Genomic DNA, 18819 nt, shown 5'->3' on the forward strand with positions numbered 1-18819 from the left:
CCGGACGGCTGCCGTTGCCGCAGCCGGTCGCCCTGGGCCTGGCCCGGCCCTTCGCGCGGCCCGCCCGCGCGCTGGCCATGGGCACGGCGGTCCTGTTCGGCGCCATCGCCGTCACGTTCACCGTGGGGATGGTCGGCTCGCTCGGCCAGGTGATGCAGGCCAAGGCCCACGACGCCGCCGATGTCACCGTGCCCGCGCCCTTGCCGGACCTCGGGCCTCCAGGCGCTGGCCCCGGCCCCGGTCCCAGGAAGCAGCAGCCCAAGGCCGATCCCGCCGCCGTCGCCGCGGCCATCAAAACCGCCGCCGGGACCGGGAAGTACTACCGCGCCGCGACGGTACGGGCGACCGTGTCCGGCGTGACCGGCACCGTCGACGTGAACGCCTTCACCGGCGACGCCTCCTGGGGCGGCTACACGATGGTCTCGGGCCGGTGGATCGACAAGCCCGGCCAGGCCGTGGTCCCGACCCCCTTCCTGGCCGCCACCGGCACCCGCGTCGGCGACGCCGTCACCCTGAACGGCCTGGCCGAGCCGGTCACGGTCCGGATCGTCGGCGAGGTGCTCGACCCCCGCAACGACGGCATGCAGGTCTTCACCGACGCCTCGACCCTCACGGCCGCGCACCCCGACCTGACGGAGGCGAGCCATCACATCGCGGTCACCTCGGGCACCGACGTGACCGGCTACGTCGACGCGCTGAACAAGGACCTGGCACCGCTGGGGGTCACCGCTCAGGCGGGCGGGCTCGGCGCCGGTGGCGACATGGTCGTCACGCTCAACGCGCTGTCCGTGTTCCTCACGCTGATGCTCGTCGCCGTCGCCGCGCTCGGCGTGCTCAACGGCGTGCTGCTCGACACCCGCGAGCGCGTCCGGGAGATCGGTGTCCACAAGGCGCTCGGCATGACGCCCCGGCAGACCATCGCGATGGTCCTCACCTCGGTCGTGGTGACCGGACTGGTCGCGGGCACGCTGGGCGTGCCGCTCGGCGTCACCCTGCACGGTTGGGTCATGCCCGCGATGGGCGACAGCGTGGGGCTCCGCTTCCCCGATTCCGTCATTGCCGTCTACCACGGCGCCGAACTGCTCCCGCTCGCACTCGGCGGCCTGCTCATCGCCACCCTGGGCGCGCTCCTGCCCGCCAGTTGGGCCGCCAGGGCCCGGACCGCCACGGCCTTGCGCACCGAATAAGACCGAATCGGAGGTCAGATTCGGGCCCCGGGTCAGCCTTCATACGTTCGTCTGACGGGGTCACTCCATCAGGTCGTCCAGTGACAGCCGTGCGCTGTCCGCGGCCCGCAGCGCCAGCCACAGCATGGCCGAGCCCCTGGTGGAGGTGGCCTTCAGCCCGGTGAGCCGCTCGACCTTGCGCAGCCGGTACACCAGGGTCTGCCGGTGGATGCCCAGCTCGTCCGAACTGCGCTGCCAGCCGCCGTCGTTGGCCAGGAAGGTACGCAGCGACCTGATGAGTTCGCCGCCGTTGGAGCGGTCGTACGTGATCAGCGGGCCGAGGGTACGGCGGACCAGCTGCCGGGTGTCCTCGATGCTGCGCGGAAGGAATCCGCCGTCGCAGCGGTCGGTGCCGTACCGCATCAGCGGCACACCGGCCTCGTGCGCCCGGGCCACGGCGAGCTGGGCCTGCCGGGCGGCTTCGGAGACCTGGGTGCTGGCGGCGAGGGGCGTGCTCACCCCGACCGCGCAGTCCTCCCCCAGCTCGGTGGTGAGCGCCGTGAGCAGCTCGGTGTCGTCGGGGACGAGCCCGAGGAGCACCGGGGCGCGGTACGCCAGGAGCGGTGCGCAGTGCTGGAGCCGCAGGTGGTGATGGATGTGCTCATGGCGCGGCGGTGTGTCGTCGGGCGCCTTCCAGCAGACCACCGCCGCGGCGGCGGCCATGCCGCGGTGGCGCAGCTCCGGCCGGACGGCCGACAGGTCGATGGTGTCGGCGAGCAGGCCGAGCAGCAGGTCCTGTCCGGATGCCCGCAGCCGGTCCCGCTGGGCGGCGTGATGCTCCAGTTCGAGGGCGATCAGGCCGCCCAAGTGCTCGAGGAGCGCACGGTCCTGGACGGCGCGCCGCCCCGGGTACGCCAGCAGCGCCACGTTGCCGGTGCCGGGGACGGGGACCTGCGTGGCCTCGTCATCGTTCCTCTCGGGCGGCGCCGAGTTCCCCCCGGGCGGCGCCGAGTTCCGCTCGGGCCGCGCCGACTGCCGTCCGCTGGCCTCCCGCCCCCGGACCAACGTCTCGCCCGCGTCCAAGTCCCGCACTTCCAGGGCCCATCCGACGCTGCCCTCCAGGGCCGAGATCCGGGCGTCGAAGGTGCCGCGGGCGCGGAGCGACTGCCAGTACACGTCATACAGCCGTTTGATGACCGCCAGCCGTTCGCGTTCGGACTCGACGGCGCTTTCGATGACGGTGCGGGCCAAGGCGACGAACTGGAGGTCGAAGCTCGCCGACAGCACCGGGAAGTCACGCTTGTCGGCCGCCCTGAGGAGCGCGGGGGTCACGGCGGGCGCGCTCGCCTCCAACGCGACCACCAGGCCGCTGACCCCGCTGTCGATGAGCCGGCCGAGCCACCGCGCCTGCCCGGCCGCCCCGGCGGGCAGCCCGCCCCCGGTGGTCATGACCAGGTCCCCCGACTCGAACCAGCGCCAGGGATCGGGCAGATCACATGCGTGTGCCCAGGTCACCGGGCGTGATCCGCCACGGGAACCGGCCAGATACCGGAGGCCCAGCGAGGGCACGGCCACCAGGCCGTCGACGGTGATCACCATGGCGCCTTTCCGAAAGCTTCATACGAAAGCTTCATACGAACGTACAGCGCGCCGAACGGGCCCTGTGCATCGGACGCATATCCGGATCGCCGCCTCCGCCCAAGACTGGCCGCGGCGATCACAGCGAGGACTCGAGGAGGCAGCGATGGTGTTCAGCCAGGCCCGCACGGAACGCGGCGCCGAAGGATCCGCGGGGGTTCCCGTATGGGCCGAGGACGGGACGAGCCCACACCGCAGGCCCGCCTTGCCGGGCAGCTTGTCGGCCGATGTCGCCATCGTCGGCGCCGGGTTCACCGGGCTGTGGGCGGCCTACTACCTCCTTGAGGAGGACCCCACGCTGAAAGTGGTCGTGCTGGAGCGCGAGTTCGCCGGATACGGCGCCTCCGGCCGCAACGGCGGATGGTGCTCCGCGATCTTCCCGGTCTCCCTGGACCGGGTGCGCAAGCTGTACTCGTACGAAGCGGCGCTGGAACTCCAGCGCTCGCCGCCCGGGTGGAGGACCACGGCGGAACCATCTACGAGAACACCGACGTCACCGACATCGGCAGCGGCCACGTCCGCGCCCGCCAGGGAACCGTCACCGCCTCCGTCGTCATCCGCGCCACCGAGGCGTACACCCCGCGATTCGCGGCCTACCGCAGGCATATCGCCCCGCTGTACTCCCTGGTCGTCGCCACGGCCCCGCTGCCCGGCGCACTACGGCGGGACCTCGGCCTGGACTCCCGCGTCGCGTTCAACGACCTGCGCAACCTGCGGATCTACGCCCACCCCACCACCAACGGGCGGCTCGTCTTCGGCGGGCGTGGCGCGCCGTACCACTTCCGCTCGAAGGTCTCGCCGCGGTTCGACACCGACGTGAAGATCCACGCCAGGATCGCCGGGACGATGCGCGCGTTCTTCCCGGCGCTCGCCGACGTCGAGATCACCCACCGCTGGGGCGGTCCCCTCGGTGTCCCCCGGGACTGGTTCCCCTCGGTGGGATACCACCCCGGCACCGGCATGGCGTGGGCCGGGCCGTACGTCGGGGACGGGGTGGCCACCAGCAATCTCGCCGGGCGGATCCTGCGCAACCTGATCACTGGGCGCCGGGACGAGCTGAACCGTCTGCCGATCGTCAACCACGCCTCCCCGCGCTGGGAGATCGAGCCGTTCCGGTGGCTCGGGGTCAACGCCGGGCTGCGCGCGGCCGCCGCCGCGGACGTCGAAGAGCGCCTGACGAAGAGGCCGTCCGCCATATCGGCGCTGCTCGAAAAGCTCACCGGCGCCCACTGACCGCACCGGCGGAAGACGCGCGGCGCGGCGCCGCTCAGCTTCTGACGCACGCCTCGACGACCGCCGCCACCTGGTCCGCCGCCGCCGAACTCCGGCCCGCTCGGCGTGCCAGCCCCAGGTCGACGGTTTCGGTCTCGACCAGCGGCAGGTAGGTCACACCGTCGAGGCGGAGGCTCTGTACGGACTCCGGGACCAGGGCGACGCCGTGGCCCGCGGCCACGAACACGACCAGGGTCGCGGTCTCACCGACCTCGACCAGGGCGGAGGGTTCGAAGCCCGCGCGGGCGCAGGCGGCGAGGACGCGGCCGTGCATGGAGGAACGGTCGCGGGACGGATGGACGACGATCGGCTCGTCGGCGAGTGCCACGAGGGGGATCTCGTGGCGGTCCGCCAGCGGATGTCCGGTGGGCAGGACGGCCACCAGGCGTTCGGAGCGAAGGGTGGTGACCTCGACGGCGGCGTCCACCGGGGCATCGGTGCGTACCAGGGCGAGGTCGTAGGTGCCGTGGAGCAGTCCTTCGACCAGTTCGGGGTTGAGCATCTCACCGCGCAGTTCCAGGGATACGCCCGGCAGCTGCGCCCGTACCGTACGGGCGATCCGCGGCAGGACGTCGTAGGTGGCGGTTCCGACGAAGCCGATGGACACGCGTCCGGTGCGGCCGGTGGCGAGCAGCGCCATCTGGTCCTTGGCCCGCTCCACCTCGTCCGCGATCGACCGGGCGTGGGTGACCAGGTGGCGGCCTGCCTCGGTGAGCTCCACGCGCCGCGTGGAGCGGGTGAAGAGCGTCGTGCCGAGCTCTCGCTCCAGTTGCTTGAGCTGCTGGGAGAGGGCCGACTGGGCCACATGGAGGCGCTGGGCGGCCCGGCCGAAGTGGCATTCCTCGGCCAGAGCGAGGAAGTAGCGGACCTGCCGGAGTTCCATGACCACAGCTTATCTCGCTGGCTGATTAATCAAGCAGAAATGGATACTGGATTAGATCAATCGCGGAACCTAGGTTGAGTCCCATGGTTGCCAGCTTCGTCTACACAGCAGCGAGAACCCCCTTCGGGCGGTTCGGTGGAGCGCTCGCCGAGGTACGGCCCGACGATCTCGCCGCGGTCGCCCTCTCCGGGGCCCTGGCCAAGGCGCCGTCGCTCGACCCGACCCTGATCGGCGATGTGGTCTGGGGCAACGCCAACGGCGCGGGCGAGGAGAACCGTAACGTCGGCCGGATGGCGGTCCTGCTGGCGGGGCTGCCGACCTCGGTACCCGCCACGACCGTCAACCGCCTCTGCGGCTCCTCGCTGGACGCGGCGATCATCGGCTCGTGTGCCGTGGAGAGCGGTGACGCCGACATCGTCCTCACCGGCGGAGTGGAGTCGATGACGCGGGCGCCGTGGGTGCTGCCGAAGCCGTCACGCGCCTTCCCCGCCGGTCATGTGACCGCCGTGTCGACGACCCTGGGGTGGCGGCTGGTCAACGAGCGCATGCCGAAGGAGTGGACCGTCTCCCTGGGCGAGGCGAACGAGCAGCTGGCCGAGCGGTTCGCCATCGACCGGGAACGGCAGGACGAGTTCGCCGCCCGCTCGCACCGCCTCGCGGACGACGCCTGGAACGCGGGCTTCTACGACGACCTGGTGGTGCCCGTCGTCCTGGACGGCGAGGTCCGACTCGCCCGCGACGAGGGCATCCGGCCCGGATCGACGCCGCAGAAGCTGGCCGGTCTGGGGCCGGCGTTCCGCCCCGACGGCGCCATCACCGCCGGAAACGCCTCGCCCCTCAACGACGGTGCGTCCGCCGTGCTGATCGGCTCGGAGCAGGCCGCCTCACGCATCGGCGTCGCGCCACTGGCCCGCATCGCGGGCCGCGGGGTATCCGCGCTGGAGCCGCAGATGTTCGGCTTCGCACCGGTCGAGGCCGCCGAACGGGCCCTGAGGCGGGCGGGGATCTCCTGGTCGGACGTGTCCGCGGTCGAACTCAACGAAGCCTTCGCCGTGCAGTCGCTGGCCTGCGTGGACGCCTGGAAGGTCGATCCGGCCATCGTGAACACCAAGGGCGGCGCGATCGCCATCGGCCATCCCCTCGGCGCCTCCGGCGGACGGATCCTGGGCACGCTCGCCGCGCGGCTGCGCGAGTCGGGGCAGCGGTGGGGCGTCGCCGCGATCTGTATCGGTGTCGGACAGGCCCTGGCGGTCGTCCTGGAGAACGTTGCGGAGCAGACACGATGACCGTTCAGGTGTGTACGGATGCCGATGAGGCCGTGGCCGGGATCAGCGACGGCTCGACGGTGCTGGTCGGCGGGTTCGGCATGGCGGGCATGCCGGTCGAGCTGATCGACGCGCTCATCCGGCAGGGCGCGAGCGATCTGACGGTGGTGTCGAACAACGCGGGCAACGGCGACACGGGCCTGGCCGCACTGCTGGCCAAGGGACGGGTACGCAGGGTCGTGTGCTCCTTCCCCCGCCAGTCCGACTCCTGGGTCTTCGACCGGCTCTACCGCGAGGGACGGATCCAGCTCGAAGTGGTGCCACAGGGCACCCTGGCCGAGCGGATGCGCGCGGCCGGTGCCGGTATCGGTGCGTTCTTCTGCCCCACGGGCGTCGGTACGCCCCTTGCCGAGGGCAAGGAGACCCGCGAGATAGACGGCCGCACCTACGTCCTGGAGTACCCCATCAAGGGCGACGTCGCCCTGATCGGCGCCCACACGGCCGACCGGATGGGCAACCTCGTCTACCGCAAGACCGCCCGCAACTTCGGACCGGTCATGGCCACCGCCGCGACCACGGTCGTGGCACAGGTCCGCGACATCGTCGAGACCGGTGCCCTCGACCCGGAGACCGTCGTGACCCCGAGCATCTACGTCGACCGCATCGTGCGGACGGAGGTGGCCGTATGAACCCGACCGACTCACTGGTGGAAAACCCCGGCCGGGGGCCGCTGGGCAAGGACGAGATGGCCGCCATCGTGGCGCGCGACATCCCGCACGGCTCGTACGTCAACCTGGGCATCGGCCAGCCGACGCGCGTCGCCGACCACCTCCCCGACGGCTCGGGGGTGGTGCTGCACACCGAGAACGGCCTGCTCAACATGGGCCCCGCGGCCAAGCCCGATGAGGTGGACCCCGACCTCACCAACGCGGGGAAGATCCCGGTCACCGAGCTGCCGGGAGCGGCCTACTTCCATCACGCCGACTCCTTCGCGATGATGCGCGGCGGCCACCTCGACGTCTGCGTGCTCGGCGCGTTCCAGGTCTCGGCCACCGGCGACCTGGCCAACTGGCACACCGGCGCGCCCGACGCGATCCCCGCCGTCGGGGGTGCGATGGATCTCGCGATCGGCGCCAAGAAGGTGTTCGTGATGATGTCGCTCTTCGCGAAGGACGGCTCGCCCAAACTGGTGCGGGAGTGCGGTTACCCGCTGACCGGGCTGGGATGTGTCGACCGCGTCTACACCGACCTCGCGACCTTCCGTCTCGGCCCCGAAGGCGCCACCGTGCTCGAAACGTTCGGCATCGGCTACGACGACCTCGCGGCACGCCTCGACGTACCGCTCGCACCGGCGAACGGGGCCCCCCGCTGACCCGGCTCGATCACGAGGAGGAACCAGGGGCCCCGGACGCCCGGTCGAGGGCTGTCAGCACCTCCGCGCGCCGGGGCTGGCCGGATGCCCTGCTCACGACCTGACCAGCCGGGTCGAGCACCAGCACGGTCGGCGTCCGCAGGATGCCCAGCCGCCTGACCAGCTCCAGCCGCTCCTCCGCGTCGATCTCCACATGCGCGGTGCCCGGCGTCGTCCCGGCGATGTCCGCGAGCAACCGCCGCGTCGGCCGGCAGGGTCCGCAGACGGCGGTGGAGAACTGGACCAGGGTCGCCCGGTCCCCCAGCTCGGCCCCGAGTTCCGCCGCCGACAGGCGCACCGCGCCGTCCCGCGGCCGCGCCCGGAACCTCCCGCCGCGCGCCGCACGCACCAGCCCGAAGACGCTCGCCAGGAGCAGCACCGCGGCACACACCACCAACCCGATCATGCGACCAGTGTGCACCCGCGCGGTCCCTTCCATGCGAGCCGGCCATCGCTTCTCGGTGCTCCGCGCCACTACGATGACGGGCATGGGCTCCCCCCGCCTGCTGTGGCTGACCACCCGCCGTGTGGTCGACCTCTGCCGGGCCACCACCACCGGCTGTCGCTGACACCCGCACCGGCCCGACCACAGCCCCTCCCCCCTCTGGAGTCTTCTCCCATGCAGATCGACCCGCGCGGCCCCCGGTTCGCCGCCGCGCTCACCACCCTCGTCCTGTGCGCCGTACTGATCACCAGCAGCGGAGCCCTGCTCGCCGCGCAGACCGCGGTCTTCGCGCTCGGTGCGTTCGCCGGTTTGCGGTACTCCCCGTACGGCTGGCTGTACGGCGTCGCCGTCCGGCCCAGGCTCTCCCCGCCGGATGAGCTGGAGGACGCCCGGCCGCCCCGCTTCGCCCAGGGTGTCGGCGCCGTCTTCGGCCTCGTCGGCACCGTCGGCTACCTCGGAGGCGCCCACTGGCTGGGCATGACCGCGACCGGGCTCGCCCTGGCGGCGGCCTTCCTCAACGCGGCCTTCGGCTACTGCCTCGGGTGCGAGATGTACGTACTCATCCGCCGCGTTCGAAGCGCCTGAGCGCACGCGCCGGTTCACATCGCGGGGTCGGCCTCTCGGTCCGCCTCGCGATCCGCCTCGCGGGAGGTGAGCAGGGCGCGTACCGCCTCGATGGTGGCCTGGGTCATGGCGGGGTCACAGCCGCTGCGGGCCCGGGCGCTGAGGCGGACCGGGGGGACGGCCGGGAGGTCGTGGCGTGGCGTGAGGCCGTCGGGGTACGGGCTGCCGGGGATGGCGAGCAGGGCGGCGCCGAGTCCGGCGCGGGCCGCGTCCAGGACCCCGGCGAGGTATCCGGCCTCGGCGACCACGGTGGCGGGCGTGTTCTGCGCGGCGAGCGCGGTCAGGGCGCGGCGGCGGATCACGCACGGGTCGCTGATGGCGACCAGGGGCAAGGGGGCGGGGGCGGCGGGCGGTTCCCAGCCGGGGGCGGCGTACCAGCGCAGGGGCAGTTCGCCCACCGGGGTGCCCGGGGCCTGTGCTGCCTCGGTGACGTAGACGGCGAGGTCGAGTTCGCCGCGTGCGACGGCGTCCGTCAGCTGCGCCGAGCGGTCGACGCGCACGCGGACCTCGGCGCCGGGCCGGGTGTCGCGTACGGCCGCGGCGAGTACGGGGAGGATCTGGTCGGCGCCGTGCTCGGTGGCGCCGATGACGACGGGTGCGGCGTCGGGGTGGTCCTCCCCCATGAGGCGACGGACGGCGGCGTCGTGTGCGCCGACGATCTGCTGGGCCTCTTCCAGCAGTCGGGCACCGTGGGCGGTGAACCGGGTCTTCCTGCCGTCGCGTTCGACGACGGGGCGGCCGAGGGACTTCTCCAGCCGCCGGATGTGCTGGCTGACCGTGGATTGGCTGAGGGAGAGCGCGTCGGCGGCGCGGTGGAAGCCTCCGAAGTCGGCGACGGCGATGAGGCTGCGCAATGCCACGATGTCCAGTACCGGCCGCATGTGCGCAGGCTAGCACCGATCGATCGTTGATCACGATCGATTTTGATGGCAAATCATCGTTGGACGCCCGACTCCGGGCTCGTGCATCCTGAAGCCATGCCACGCACACCGCTCGTGGCGGCCCACCGGCCGCGCACGTACCGCACCGGATCCGGGCCTTCGGCCGCCGGACCCGCGGTGTGCCGCGCCCGGTGCGCCTGGCTGACCCGGCGGCGCGTGGTCGACTTCGGCCGCACCGGCGCCATGCGCTGTCGCTGACCAACAGCTCTCCCCGGCCCTGGCCGCCGGTCTTCACGCTCGTTTGCCGTCGCCTGTTCGTCTCCTCACTTCCGCGTCGGCAACGGCTTCCTGCCTTCGTCTCACCCCGTCCCGTCCGCGCCTGCGCGTCTCCGCGCCCGCGCGGCTGCTCCGCCTCGCTCGTGCGGGCGGGCGCTGTCGATGAATCGAGTTCTCATGTCCTCTGCTCAGCCTGTCCACTCCTGGGACGAACCAGCGGGAATCGCCCCGCGCGGCACGCTCGTGCTCCTCCCCGGGCGGGGTGAACACGGCGGTGTGTACGAGCGGTTCGGCCGCCGGATCTCCGCCGACGGCTATCGCGTCCGTGCCCTGGGGGATGCCTCGTCCGACCCGGAAGCCATCACCGAGGCGGCCACCAAGCTGTTGCGCGACGAGACGCACCCGGGCCCCCGCGTACTGGTCGGCTCCGACACCGGGGCGGCCCACGCGGCGCAGCTCGCCGCCCTCGGCACCCCCGGGCTGGATGCCCTGATCCTCGCCGGACTGCCGACCGGTCCGCACCCCACCGAAACGGACACTGCGGACTGGGAAGACGAGCTGGAGCAGCGCACCGCCTGCCCCACGCACCGGGGCAGGCTGACCGCCGACGAGGCGTTCCGGCGCGGCGCCCTGGCGGCCCCCACGGCGCTGGAGTCACCGGCGCTGGACGGGATCTCCGTTCCGGTGCTCGGGCTGCACGGTGCCGAGGACACCGTCAGCCCGCTCGATGCGGTCCGCCGGGTGTTCCGCGGCCTGCCCGGCGCGGAGCTGGTGAGCCTGGGCGGCACGCGGCACGACGTCCTCAACGACGTGACCCACCGCACCGCCGCCGCCACGGTGGTCCTCTTCCTGGAGCGGCTGCGGCTGGATTCCGGTCTCGCGCCCATCGCCGTCACGGAGGACCTCCGATGACCGCCCCCGTCCTCACCACTCCGGCCGAGCTGTACTCCCGGCTGTCCCACGGCGATCCGGCGCCCGTCGTCCTGGACGTACGGTGGCGGCTCGGCGATCCGCACGGCCATGACCACTACCTCGCCGGACACCTCCCCGGCGCGGTCTACGTCGACCTGGACACCGAACTCGCCGCTCCCGCCACCCCGGAGCGCGGCCGCCATCCGTTGCCGGACCCCGCCGCGTTGCAGTGGGCCGCGCGCCGCTGGGGGCTCACCGCCGGTCGGCCGGTGGTGGTGTACGACGACAACGGCAACACCGCCGCCGCCCGCGCCTGGTGGCTGCTGCGGTGGGCCGGGGTCGAGCGGGTCTCGCTGCTGGACGGGGCGCTGGCCGCGTGGCGCGCAGCCGGACTGCCGGTCGAGGCGGGCGAGCCCACCCCACCGGCCGAGGGGGATGTCGTCCTCGCCCCGGGGCAGCTGCCGGTGCTGGACGCCGACGCGGCGGCCGAGGTGGCGCGTACGGGCGTCCTGCTGGACGCGCGGGCGGCCGAGCGGTACCGGGGCGAGACCGAACCGGTCGATCCGCGCGCCGGGCACATCCCCGGCGCCCGGTCCGCCCCGACGGGCGACAACCTGGCGCCGGACGGCACGTTCCACGGCGTGGAGGAGCTGGCGCGGCGTTTCACCGCGCTGGGCGCCGACGGCACGTCAGAGGTCGGTGTCTACTGCGGCTCCGGCGTCACGGCCGCCCACACGGTCGCGGCCCTGGCCCGCGTCGGCATCACCGCCGCGCTCTACCCCGGTTCCTGGTCCGCCTGGTCCTCCGACACCGCGCGCCCCGCGGCCGTGGGCGCGGCGGCGGGATGATCCACCGCGCCCGCACACCTCCTGTGAACACTTCCCGACCGAGAGGCCGCACCATGCCCTCCCCGCACTCCTCCGTGTCCGGGGCCGCACCGCCCCCGAGCACGTCCGCACCACCACGCCCCGGTGCGGCGAAGGACCCGACGCCGCCCGCCAAACCCGCCGCGGCCCGGACATCCCGACCCACCGCTACGCGCACCCGGCCCCGGCCCCGCCTCCGGGTCCCGCGCGGGGTCCGGCGCGCCTCCGGGCCCGTCGGACTGCTGCTGATCTGGTACCTGGCCGCCGCGACCGGCGTCCTCCCGGAAACCGTGCTGGCCTCCCCCGTCGACGTTGTGCGGCGCGGGGCGGACCTCATCGGCACCGGTGAGCTGACGGAGGCCATCGCCGCCTCCGGCCGCCGCGCGGCGATCGGCTTCCTCATCGGCGCGGCCGTGGCGCTCACCCTGTCGCTCACCGCCGGGCTGTTCCGGCTGGGCGAGGACGTCATCGACGCCTCCATGGGCATGTTCCGGGCGATCCCCTGGGTGGGCCTGATCCCGCTGTTCATCGTCTGGTTCGGCATCGACGAGACACCGAAGATCGCGCTGGTGGCGCTCGGTGTCACCTACCCGCTGTACTTCAACATCTACGGCGGCATCCGCTCCGCCGACGCGCAGCTGATCGAGGCCGGGCGGATGGTGGGCCTGGGCCGTATCGGGCTGATCCGGTACGTGATCCTGCCGTCCGCGCTGCCCGGTGCGCTGGTGGGGCTGCGGTACGCGCTGTCCACCGCGTGGCTGGCCCTGGTCTTCGCCGAGCAGGTCAACGCGGACGCCGGTATCGGCTATCTGATGAGCAACGCCCAGCAGTACTTCCAGACCGACGTCATCGTCCTGTGCCTCGCCGTGTACGCGGTGCTGGGGCTGCTCTGCGACTTCGCGGTGCGGCTGCTGTCCCGGCGGCTCCTGGACTGGCGGGCCTCGTTCGAAGGGGAGGGAGCATGACCGCGGTGAACGGCACGAACAGCGTGGAGGTCCACGGGCTGACGCGCGCCTTCGGCGACAAGACGGTGCTCGACGGGCTCGACATCACCATCCGCGAGGGCGAGTTCGTGGCCCTGCTCGGCCAGAGCGGCTGCGGAAAGTCGACACTGCTGAGGATCCTCGCCGGGCTGGACGGCGAGACCGAGGGCGAGATGGCCGTACCGCGGCGGCGGTCGGTGGCGTTCCAGTCGCCCCGGCTGATGCCGTGGCTGCGGGTGTGGCACAACGTGGTGCTCGGTCTGTCGGGTGGGGACCGCGCGCTCGCCGAGCGCTATCTGGCCGAGGTCGGCATCGAGGAGTACGCGGGCGCTTGGCCCCGGACGCTCTCCGGCGGTCAGGCCCAGCGCGTCTCGCTGGCCCGCGCACTGGTGCACGAGCCCGAACTGCTGCTGCTGGACGAGCCGTTCGGCGCGCTCGACGCGCTCACCCGCGGCAAGGCGCAGCGGCTGGTGGCCGATCTGTGGCAGCGGCACGGCTGCTCGATCCTGCTGGTCACGCACGACGTCGAGGAGGCGCTGCTGCTGGCCGACCGGGTGCTGGTGATGGACGACGGGCGCATCGCCTACGAGGCGGAGGTGGGCCTTCGCCGCCCGCGCGACCTCGGCTCCCCCGACTTCGTGGCATTGCGCGGCGAACTCCTGCGACGGCTGGGCGTCGACGACGCCTCGGCCCCTTCGCACCATCGTGAAGAGGTGACCGCATGAACCGCATGAACCGCTTGCACACCCGGAACCGCAGGGCCACGGCCGCGGCGCGCGCCCTCGGCGCCGCGCTGTCGCTCACCGCCCTGCTCGCCACCAGCGCGTGCGGGGGCGACAGCCGGGCGGCGTCCGAGACCGATCCGTCGAAGGTGACACTGACCCTGGGCGACCAGGCCAAGAACCTGAAGACGCTGTTCGACGCCTCCGGCGCCCTCAAGGGGACGCCGTACAAGGTGAAGTGGGCCGAGTTCGAGGGGGCCGCGCCGCTGTTCCAGGCCGTACAGGCCGGGGCCGCCGACACCTCGTACGCCGCCGATCTGCCCACGCTCCAGGCGCTCGCCGGCGGGGTACGCGTCAAGGCCGTCGGGGCGCTGCACAACGACGGCACCCACACCGGGATCGTGGTCCGCAAGAACTCCCCGGTGAAGAGCGTCAAGGACCTCAAGGGGAAGAAGGTCGTGGTCTCCTCGGCCAAGGGGTCCATCGCCGAATATCTGCTGGCGCACGCGCTGAAGCAGGCGGGGCTGAGCTACTCGGACGTCCGTGTGCAGTATCTGCTGCCCACCGACGCCCAGGCCGCCTTCACCTCGGGCAAGGTCGAGGCATGGGCCACGTTCGGCGTGTACAAGACGGTGGCCGAGCAGCACGGGGGCCGTCTCCTGGTCAACGGGGCGAACGGGCGGGTGAGCGGCTACGGCTTCGTCGGGGCCTCCGAGGAGGCGCTCGACGTCCCGGCGAAGAAGAAGGCCATCACCGACTATCTGCGCCGCCTCGACAAGGCGCTGGCCTGGTCCCGGAAGCACCCGGAGGAGTACGCCAAGGCCATCCAGCGCAACAACGGAGCCTCGCCCACGGTGGCCAAGGCCCTGGTCGACCAGTCCAACAGCGAACTGCTGCCGGTGAGCGAGCCGGTGATCCGGTCCGTGCAGAAGGTCGGCGACACCATGCACGGCATCGGTGTGCTCACGCCCAACCCGAAGCTCGCCGACCACGTCGACACCAGCCTCGTCAAGGAGTGACCGCAGCCATGCCCGTCGAGTTCATCAGCGCCGTCCACCCCAATCCCGCCACCGAGGGCGACCCCACCGCGGGTTCCGGCATCGACGTGGACTACGCCCGCCGTTACGCCCGCGCCCTGGACGACTCCGGCTTCGACTACACCCTGGTCACCTACCACTCGGCGTCCCCGGACGCGCTCCAGCTGGCCCAGTTCGTCACCCATCACACCGAGCGCATCAAACCGGTGCTCGCCCACCGCCCCGGGGTGGTGTTCCCCACCCACGCGGCCCGCGCGCTGGCCACGCTGGACCAGATCAGCGCCGGGCGGCTGGTGGTGCACATCATCTCCGGCGGCAACGACGAGGAACAGCACCGCGAGGGCGACTATCTGAGCAAGAGCGAGCGGTACGCCCGCTCGGACGAGTACATCCGGATCCTGCGCAGGGTGTGGGAGGCCGACGGGCCGATTTCCCATGAGGGCCCGTACTACCGCTTCGAGGGCTTCCGCTCCGATGTCGCCCCGTACCACGGCACCATCCCCATCTCGGTGGGCGGTTCGTCGAGCGACGCGTACCGGGTGGGCGGGCAGCTGGGCGACATCTTCGGGCTGTGGGGCGAACCGCTGAAGGAGACCGCCGAGCAGATCGCCTCGGTGAACGCCTACGCGGACGCCGCGGGCCGTCCCCGGCCGCGCATCTGGGTGTCCTTCCGGCCGATCATCGCCCCCACCGACGAGCTGGCCTGGGAGAAGGCCCACCGCACCCTGGGCGCGGTCAAGGCCAACCACGCCGAGCGGGCCAAGCGCCGCCACTACCCGGCGGTCGGCCAGGGCGCGCCGTCCAACGTCGGATCGCAGCGGCTGCTGGCGGTGGCCGAGCGCGGTGAGGTGCACGACCGCTGCCTGTGGACCGCGCCCGCCGCGGCCACCAACGCCGCCGGTGCGTCCACGGCTTTGGTCGGCTCCCCGGAGACGGTCGCCAAGGCGCTGCTCGACTACGTCGACATCGGCTGCGAGCTGCTGTCCATCCGCGGCTACGACCCGCTCAACGACGCCATCGACTACGGGCGTCACGTCCTGCCGCTGGTCCGTCAGGAGCTGGCGCACCGCGCCGCCACCTCGGCCGTCTGACATCCCCTCTCCCTCCGTTCCTCTGATGAAAGGCATCACCCGCATGTCCAGGCCACCGGCCCGCTCCCGTTCCCGCCGCGCCCGCGCCCGTACCGCTCTCGCCGCCGTCGTGGCGCTGACCGCGGGTGCGCTGAGCGCATGTGGCGGCGCCGCGGGAGCGGACGGGGGCGGGAAGGGCTCCTCCGTCACCCTCCGGGTCGGGGCGACCGGCTGGAAGGAAGAGGAGGCGCTGCTGAAGTTCGCGCACCTGGACGACACTCCGTACGACGTGAAGTGGAGCCTGTTCCAGGGCGGCGACCGGCAACTGGAGGCGGTGCGCGCCGGTGCGCTGGACGTGGCGAGTTCCAGCGAGATCCCGCCGGTGTTCGCGGCGGCCGACGGAAAGCCGAACTTCAAGGTCGTCGCCGTGCGGCGCGGCAACACCCTCAACCAGGAGGTCGTGGCCCCCAAGGGGTCCCCGATCACCTCGATGTCGCAGCTGCGGGGCAAGAAGGTCGGCTACGTCAAGAACACCACCGCCCACTACTTCCTCTACGAACTGCTGAAGCGGGCCGGGCTCGGCTGGGACGACATCGAGGCCGCCCCGCTGGATCCCGACAAGGGGATCGCCGCGTTGAACGGCGGTTCCATCGACGCGTTCGCCGGATACGGCAACGCGGTCATCACCGCCCATCAGCGGGGCGCCCGCACCATCGGTTCCGGCAGGGACATCCTCTCCGGCAACTTCCTGTGGACGGCCTCGGACGACACCCTCGGCGGCGCGGCCGAGCGCCGGGCGCTGGCGGATCTGCTGGCCCGTATCGACAAGGCGTTCGCCTATGTGCGCGACGGGCGCCAGAAGGAGTACGCGAAGCTCATGGCCGCCGCCACCCACCAGCCGGTGGATCAGGCGCTGGAGGAGTTCACGGAGGGAGAGGCGCAGCGCAGGACCGGGATCCGGCCGGTGAGCGCCGGGGCCACCGCCTCCGAGCAGAAGGTCACCGACGCCTTCGGTGACCTCGGGGCGGTGAAGCGGAAGCTGACGGTGAGCGATTTCTGGAGCGACCGTCTCACCCCGCGACTGCGCAAGGAACTCGCCTCATGACCACCGACTCCGTGTTCCCCGTCCCGGATCTGACCTTGCTGCCCTCCGTGACGCGACGGCTCGCCACCACCGCGGCCGCGTACGACAGCGACGGCACGTTTCCGGCCGAGGGGATCCGCGCCGCGCACGAGGCCGGGCTGCTCACCGCCACCGTCGGCGAGCGGTACGGGGGCCCCGCCCTCGGCGTGGCGGACACCGCGCGCATCCTGCACGCGCTCGGCGAAGGCGATCCGTCGGTGGCGCTGATCGCCGCCATGAGCCTCTCCGTCCACCGCCGCCAGGCCGTGCGGCCGCACTGGCCGGAGGAGCTCTACGGGCAGGTGCTGGCCGACGCCGCCGCGCGGCCGGTGCTGCTCAACCACATCCGCGTCGAGCCCGAACTCGGCTCGCCCGCGCGGGGAGGGCTGCCCTCGACGGTGGCCCGGCGCACGCCGGACGGCTGGTCGCTCAGCGGCCGCAAACGCTTCGCGACCGGTGTGGAAGGGCTGGACTGGCTGCTGGTGTGGGCCACCACGGACGAACCCGCGCCACGGGTCGGCACCTTCCTGGTGCCCGGCACCGCGCCCGGAATCGAGATCACCCACCGCTGGAACCATCTGGGGCTGCGCGCCAGCGGAAGCCATGACATCGCGCTCCACGACGTCGAGATCCCCAAGGGCAACGTCATCGACCTGGCCGAGCACGGCGCCGCGGCGGAGCAGGACAACCGTGCGGGCGCGGCCCTCCATCTGCCGCTCGCCGCCCTCTACCTGGGCGTGGCGCGCGCCGCCCAGGATTACGTCCACCGCTTCGCCCTCGAGCGGGTCCCCGCCAACCTCGGCCATCCGGTGGCCCGTACCGAGCGCTTCCGGCGCGTGGCCGGTGAGATCGCGCTGCGGCTGGACTCCGCCGAACACCTGGTGTTCACGGGTGCGGAGCGAGTCGACGGCGCCGACGGTTCGTACACCCCCGAACACGCCCTGGGCGCCCGCGTCCTGGCCGACCGGCACGCCACCGAGGCGGTCGCCCTGGGGGTGCGGCTGCTGGGGAATCCGGGGCTGTCCCGCGACAACCCCCTGGAGCGCCACTTCCGGGACGTCCAGTGCGCCCCGGTCCACGCCCCGCAGGAAGACACGGCGCGCTCGCCATCGGCGCGGCCGCTCTCGTGTTTTTTGAAGTGAGAGGCTGACATGACCGTCCCGCTGTCCGCTCCGGATACCGCCGCACCCACGCATGCCGCCGCCGCGCTGCTGGCGGCCCTGCGCCGCGACCTGCCCGGCGAGGCGCTCGACACCGAGGCCACCGGCCCGTACGCCACCGACCGCTCCGGCAGCAGGCCGGAGGGCGTCCCGCTCGCGGTCGTCCACGCCACACACACCGAGCACGTCCAGACAGCCCTGCGGCACGCCCACGACCTGCGGATACCGGTCGTACCGCGCGGGGCGGGAACCGGGCTGTCCGGAGGGGCGAGCGCGGGCGCGGGGCAGTGTCGTCCTCGACCTGTCCCGCATGAACCGCGTCCTGGAACTGAGCCCCGAGGAACAGATCGCCGTCGTCGAGCCGGGCGTCATCACCGCCGAACTGGACCGCACGGCAGGCGAGTTCGGGCTGCGCTACGCACCCGACCCGGCGAGCGCGGCGATCTCGACCATCGGCGGGAACATCGCGACCAACGCGGGCGGGCTCCGCTGCGCGAAGTACGGGGTCACCAGGGACGCGCTCCTGGGCCTGGACGCGGTGCTCGCGGACGGGACGCTCGTACGGACCGGGCGGCGCACGGTCAAGGGCGTCACCGGCTATGACCTGACCGGCCTGCTCACCGGCTCCGAAGGCACCCTCGGGGTGATCACCTCCGCCACTCTGCGGCTGCGCCCGGTACCGGAGGAGACCGTCACGGTCGCCGCGTACTTCACCACGTTCGCCGAAGGAGCCGAGGCCGTCTCCGCGCTCACCGCCGCCCGGGTCGAGCCCGCCATGGCGGAGCTGCTCGACGGCCCGGTCCTGGGCGCGGTGGACGACGCCCAGGGCACGGCCCTGCGGTCGCGCGGGGGCGCCCTGCTGCTCCTCCAGTGCGACGGGCGGGGCGCGGCCGCCGAAGCCGACGCGGCCGTACGGTGCTTGCGCGGGCATGCGACGTCGGTCGAGGTCACCGGGGACCCGGCCGAGGCGGACCGGCTGCTCGCCGCGCGACGGCTCGCGCTGCCCTCGCTGGAGCGGCTGGGCCGGGTCCTGATCGAGGACATCGCCGTACCCCGGAGCCGACTGGCCGCCGCCGTACGCGAGA

20 protein-coding genes and 2 pseudogenes are annotated in these 18819 nt (G+C 72.6%); 18 read left to right on the forward strand and 4 right to left on the reverse strand.

The window, feature by feature from the left end; genetic code table 11:
- The coding region (locus SSOG_RS06355; RefSeq protein WP_245606232.1) for an ABC transporter permease at positions 1-1187 on the forward strand (1187 nt) is incomplete at its 5' end.
- Positions 1188-1247: 60 nt separating this feature from the next.
- On the opposite strand, the gene SSOG_RS06360 is transcribed toward SSOG_RS06355, so the two are convergent.
- Positions 1248-2765, reverse strand: a complete 1518-nt coding sequence (locus SSOG_RS06360) for a PucR family transcriptional regulator (protein WP_009713390.1) — start codon at positions 2763-2765, stop codon at positions 1248-1250.
- A 145-nt stretch (positions 2766-2910) separates the two neighbouring features.
- Between SSOG_RS06360 and SSOG_RS58380 the strand changes: the two are divergent.
- Both SSOG_RS58380 and SSOG_RS06365 read left to right on the forward strand, forming a co-directional pair.
- Positions 2911-3123: pseudogene (locus tag SSOG_RS58380) on the forward strand (FAD-dependent oxidoreductase); the annotation flags it as partial.
- Positions 3124-3257: 134 nt separating this feature from the next.
- Positions 3258-4037, forward strand: a complete 780-nt coding sequence (locus SSOG_RS06365; RefSeq protein WP_208867333.1) for an NAD(P)/FAD-dependent oxidoreductase — start codon at positions 3258-3260, stop codon at positions 4035-4037.
- A 34-nt stretch (positions 4038-4071) separates the two neighbouring features.
- On the opposite strand, the gene SSOG_RS06370 is transcribed toward SSOG_RS06365, so the two are convergent.
- On the reverse strand, positions 4072-4959 hold the full coding sequence (locus tag SSOG_RS06370) for a LysR family transcriptional regulator (protein ID WP_039940710.1): 888 nt from the start codon (positions 4957-4959) through the stop codon (positions 4072-4074).
- 83 nt (positions 4960-5042) lie between these two features.
- Between SSOG_RS06370 and SSOG_RS06375 the strand changes: the two genes are divergently transcribed.
- Genes SSOG_RS06375 through SSOG_RS06385 form a run of 3 tightly spaced genes read left to right on the forward strand, consistent with a single transcriptional unit; the run spans position 5043 to position 7596 of the window.
- A complete protein-coding gene (locus SSOG_RS06375) occupies positions 5043-6245 on the forward strand; it encodes a thiolase family protein (protein WP_039936712.1) in 1203 nt (400 codons plus the stop codon).
- On the forward strand, positions 6242-6913 hold the full coding sequence (locus SSOG_RS06380; protein ID WP_009713393.1) for a 3-oxoacid CoA-transferase subunit A: 672 nt from the start codon (positions 6242-6244) through the stop codon (positions 6911-6913). The genes SSOG_RS06375 and SSOG_RS06380 overlap by 4 nt, the downstream gene beginning before the upstream one ends.
- Positions 6910-7596, forward strand: a complete 687-nt coding sequence (locus tag SSOG_RS06385; protein WP_009713394.1) for a 3-oxoacid CoA-transferase subunit B — start codon at positions 6910-6912, stop codon at positions 7594-7596. The genes SSOG_RS06380 and SSOG_RS06385 overlap by 4 nt, the downstream gene beginning before the upstream one ends.
- 10 nt (positions 7597-7606) lie before the next feature.
- Here SSOG_RS06385 and SSOG_RS06390 read toward each other — a convergent pair whose 3' ends face one another.
- Complete coding sequence (locus SSOG_RS06390) at positions 7607-8041, reverse strand: TlpA family protein disulfide reductase (RefSeq protein ID WP_050800277.1); 435 nt, start codon at positions 8039-8041, stop codon at positions 7607-7609.
- Positions 8042-8254: 213 nt separating this feature from the next.
- On the opposite strand from SSOG_RS06390, the gene SSOG_RS06395 reads away from it, so the two are divergent.
- Entirely contained in the window at positions 8255-8665 is a 411-nt protein-coding gene (locus SSOG_RS06395) for a DUF4395 domain-containing protein (RefSeq protein WP_039936713.1), read from the forward strand.
- Positions 8666-8679: 14 nt separating this feature from the next.
- On the opposite strand, the gene SSOG_RS06400 is transcribed toward SSOG_RS06395, so the two are convergent.
- Positions 8680-9585, reverse strand: coding sequence for a LysR family transcriptional regulator (locus tag SSOG_RS06400; RefSeq protein WP_009713397.1), 906 nt, complete (start codon positions 9583-9585; stop codon positions 8680-8682).
- 96 nt (positions 9586-9681) lie between these two features.
- Here SSOG_RS06400 and SSOG_RS52220 point away from each other — a divergent pair, with 96 nt between their 5' ends.
- The 11 genes and pseudogenes from SSOG_RS52220 to SSOG_RS57395 all read left to right on the forward strand — a co-directional run.
- The gene (locus SSOG_RS52220; RefSeq protein ID WP_154685898.1) at positions 9682-9843 is read left to right on the forward strand and encodes a hypothetical protein; all 162 of its coding nucleotides are present in this window, start codon (positions 9682-9684) and stop codon (positions 9841-9843) included.
- Between the two features lie 195 nt (positions 9844-10038).
- Positions 10039-10773, forward strand: coding sequence for an alpha/beta hydrolase (locus tag SSOG_RS06405; protein WP_039936715.1), 735 nt, complete (start codon positions 10039-10041; stop codon positions 10771-10773).
- Positions 10770-11621, forward strand: a complete 852-nt coding sequence (locus tag SSOG_RS06410) for a sulfurtransferase (RefSeq protein WP_009713399.1) — start codon at positions 10770-10772, stop codon at positions 11619-11621. The genes SSOG_RS06405 and SSOG_RS06410 overlap by 4 nt, the downstream gene beginning before the upstream one ends.
- 53 nt (positions 11622-11674) lie before the next feature.
- Positions 11675-12604: an ABC transporter permease gene (locus SSOG_RS06415; RefSeq protein ID WP_009713400.1), complete on the forward strand. Its 930-nt coding sequence runs from the start codon at positions 11675-11677 to the stop codon at positions 12602-12604.
- Positions 12601-13347: an ABC transporter ATP-binding protein gene (locus SSOG_RS06420; RefSeq protein ID WP_039936718.1), complete on the forward strand. Its 747-nt coding sequence runs from the start codon at positions 12601-12603 to the stop codon at positions 13345-13347. The genes SSOG_RS06415 and SSOG_RS06420 overlap by 4 nt, the downstream gene beginning before the upstream one ends.
- On the forward strand, positions 13344-14363 hold the full coding sequence (locus SSOG_RS06425; RefSeq protein ID WP_009713402.1) for an ABC transporter substrate-binding protein: 1020 nt from the start codon (positions 13344-13346) through the stop codon (positions 14361-14363). The genes SSOG_RS06420 and SSOG_RS06425 overlap by 4 nt, the downstream gene beginning before the upstream one ends.
- Positions 14364-14371: 8 nt before the next feature.
- The gene (locus SSOG_RS06430; protein WP_009713403.1) at positions 14372-15472 is read left to right on the forward strand and encodes an LLM class flavin-dependent oxidoreductase; all 1101 of its coding nucleotides are present in this window, start codon (positions 14372-14374) and stop codon (positions 15470-15472) included.
- A gap of 43 nt (positions 15473-15515) precedes the next feature.
- Positions 15516-16556 carry an ABC transporter substrate-binding protein gene (locus tag SSOG_RS06435; protein ID WP_039936720.1) on the forward strand — a complete coding sequence of 347 codons (1041 nt, stop codon included), beginning with the start codon at positions 15516-15518 and terminating at the stop codon, positions 16554-16556.
- Positions 16553-17716 (forward strand): acyl-CoA dehydrogenase family protein, encoded by a 1164-nt coding sequence (locus tag SSOG_RS06440; protein ID WP_009713405.1) that lies wholly within the window; start codon positions 16553-16555, stop codon positions 17714-17716. The genes SSOG_RS06435 and SSOG_RS06440 overlap by 4 nt, the downstream gene beginning before the upstream one ends.
- Positions 17717-17725: 9 nt before the next feature.
- A pseudogene (locus SSOG_RS57390) lies at positions 17726-17950 on the forward strand (hypothetical protein); the annotation flags it as partial.
- 94 nt (positions 17951-18044) lie between these two features.
- Positions 18045-18819 (forward strand): FAD-binding oxidoreductase (locus tag SSOG_RS57395; protein WP_281048070.1); only part of this gene is annotated, 775 nt, incomplete at its 3' end.

Source organism: Streptomyces himastatinicus ATCC 53653 (assembly GCF_000158915.1).
In the GTDB taxonomy this organism is placed as follows: Bacteria; Actinomycetota; Actinomycetes; order Streptomycetales; family Streptomycetaceae; genus Streptomyces; species Streptomyces himastatinicus.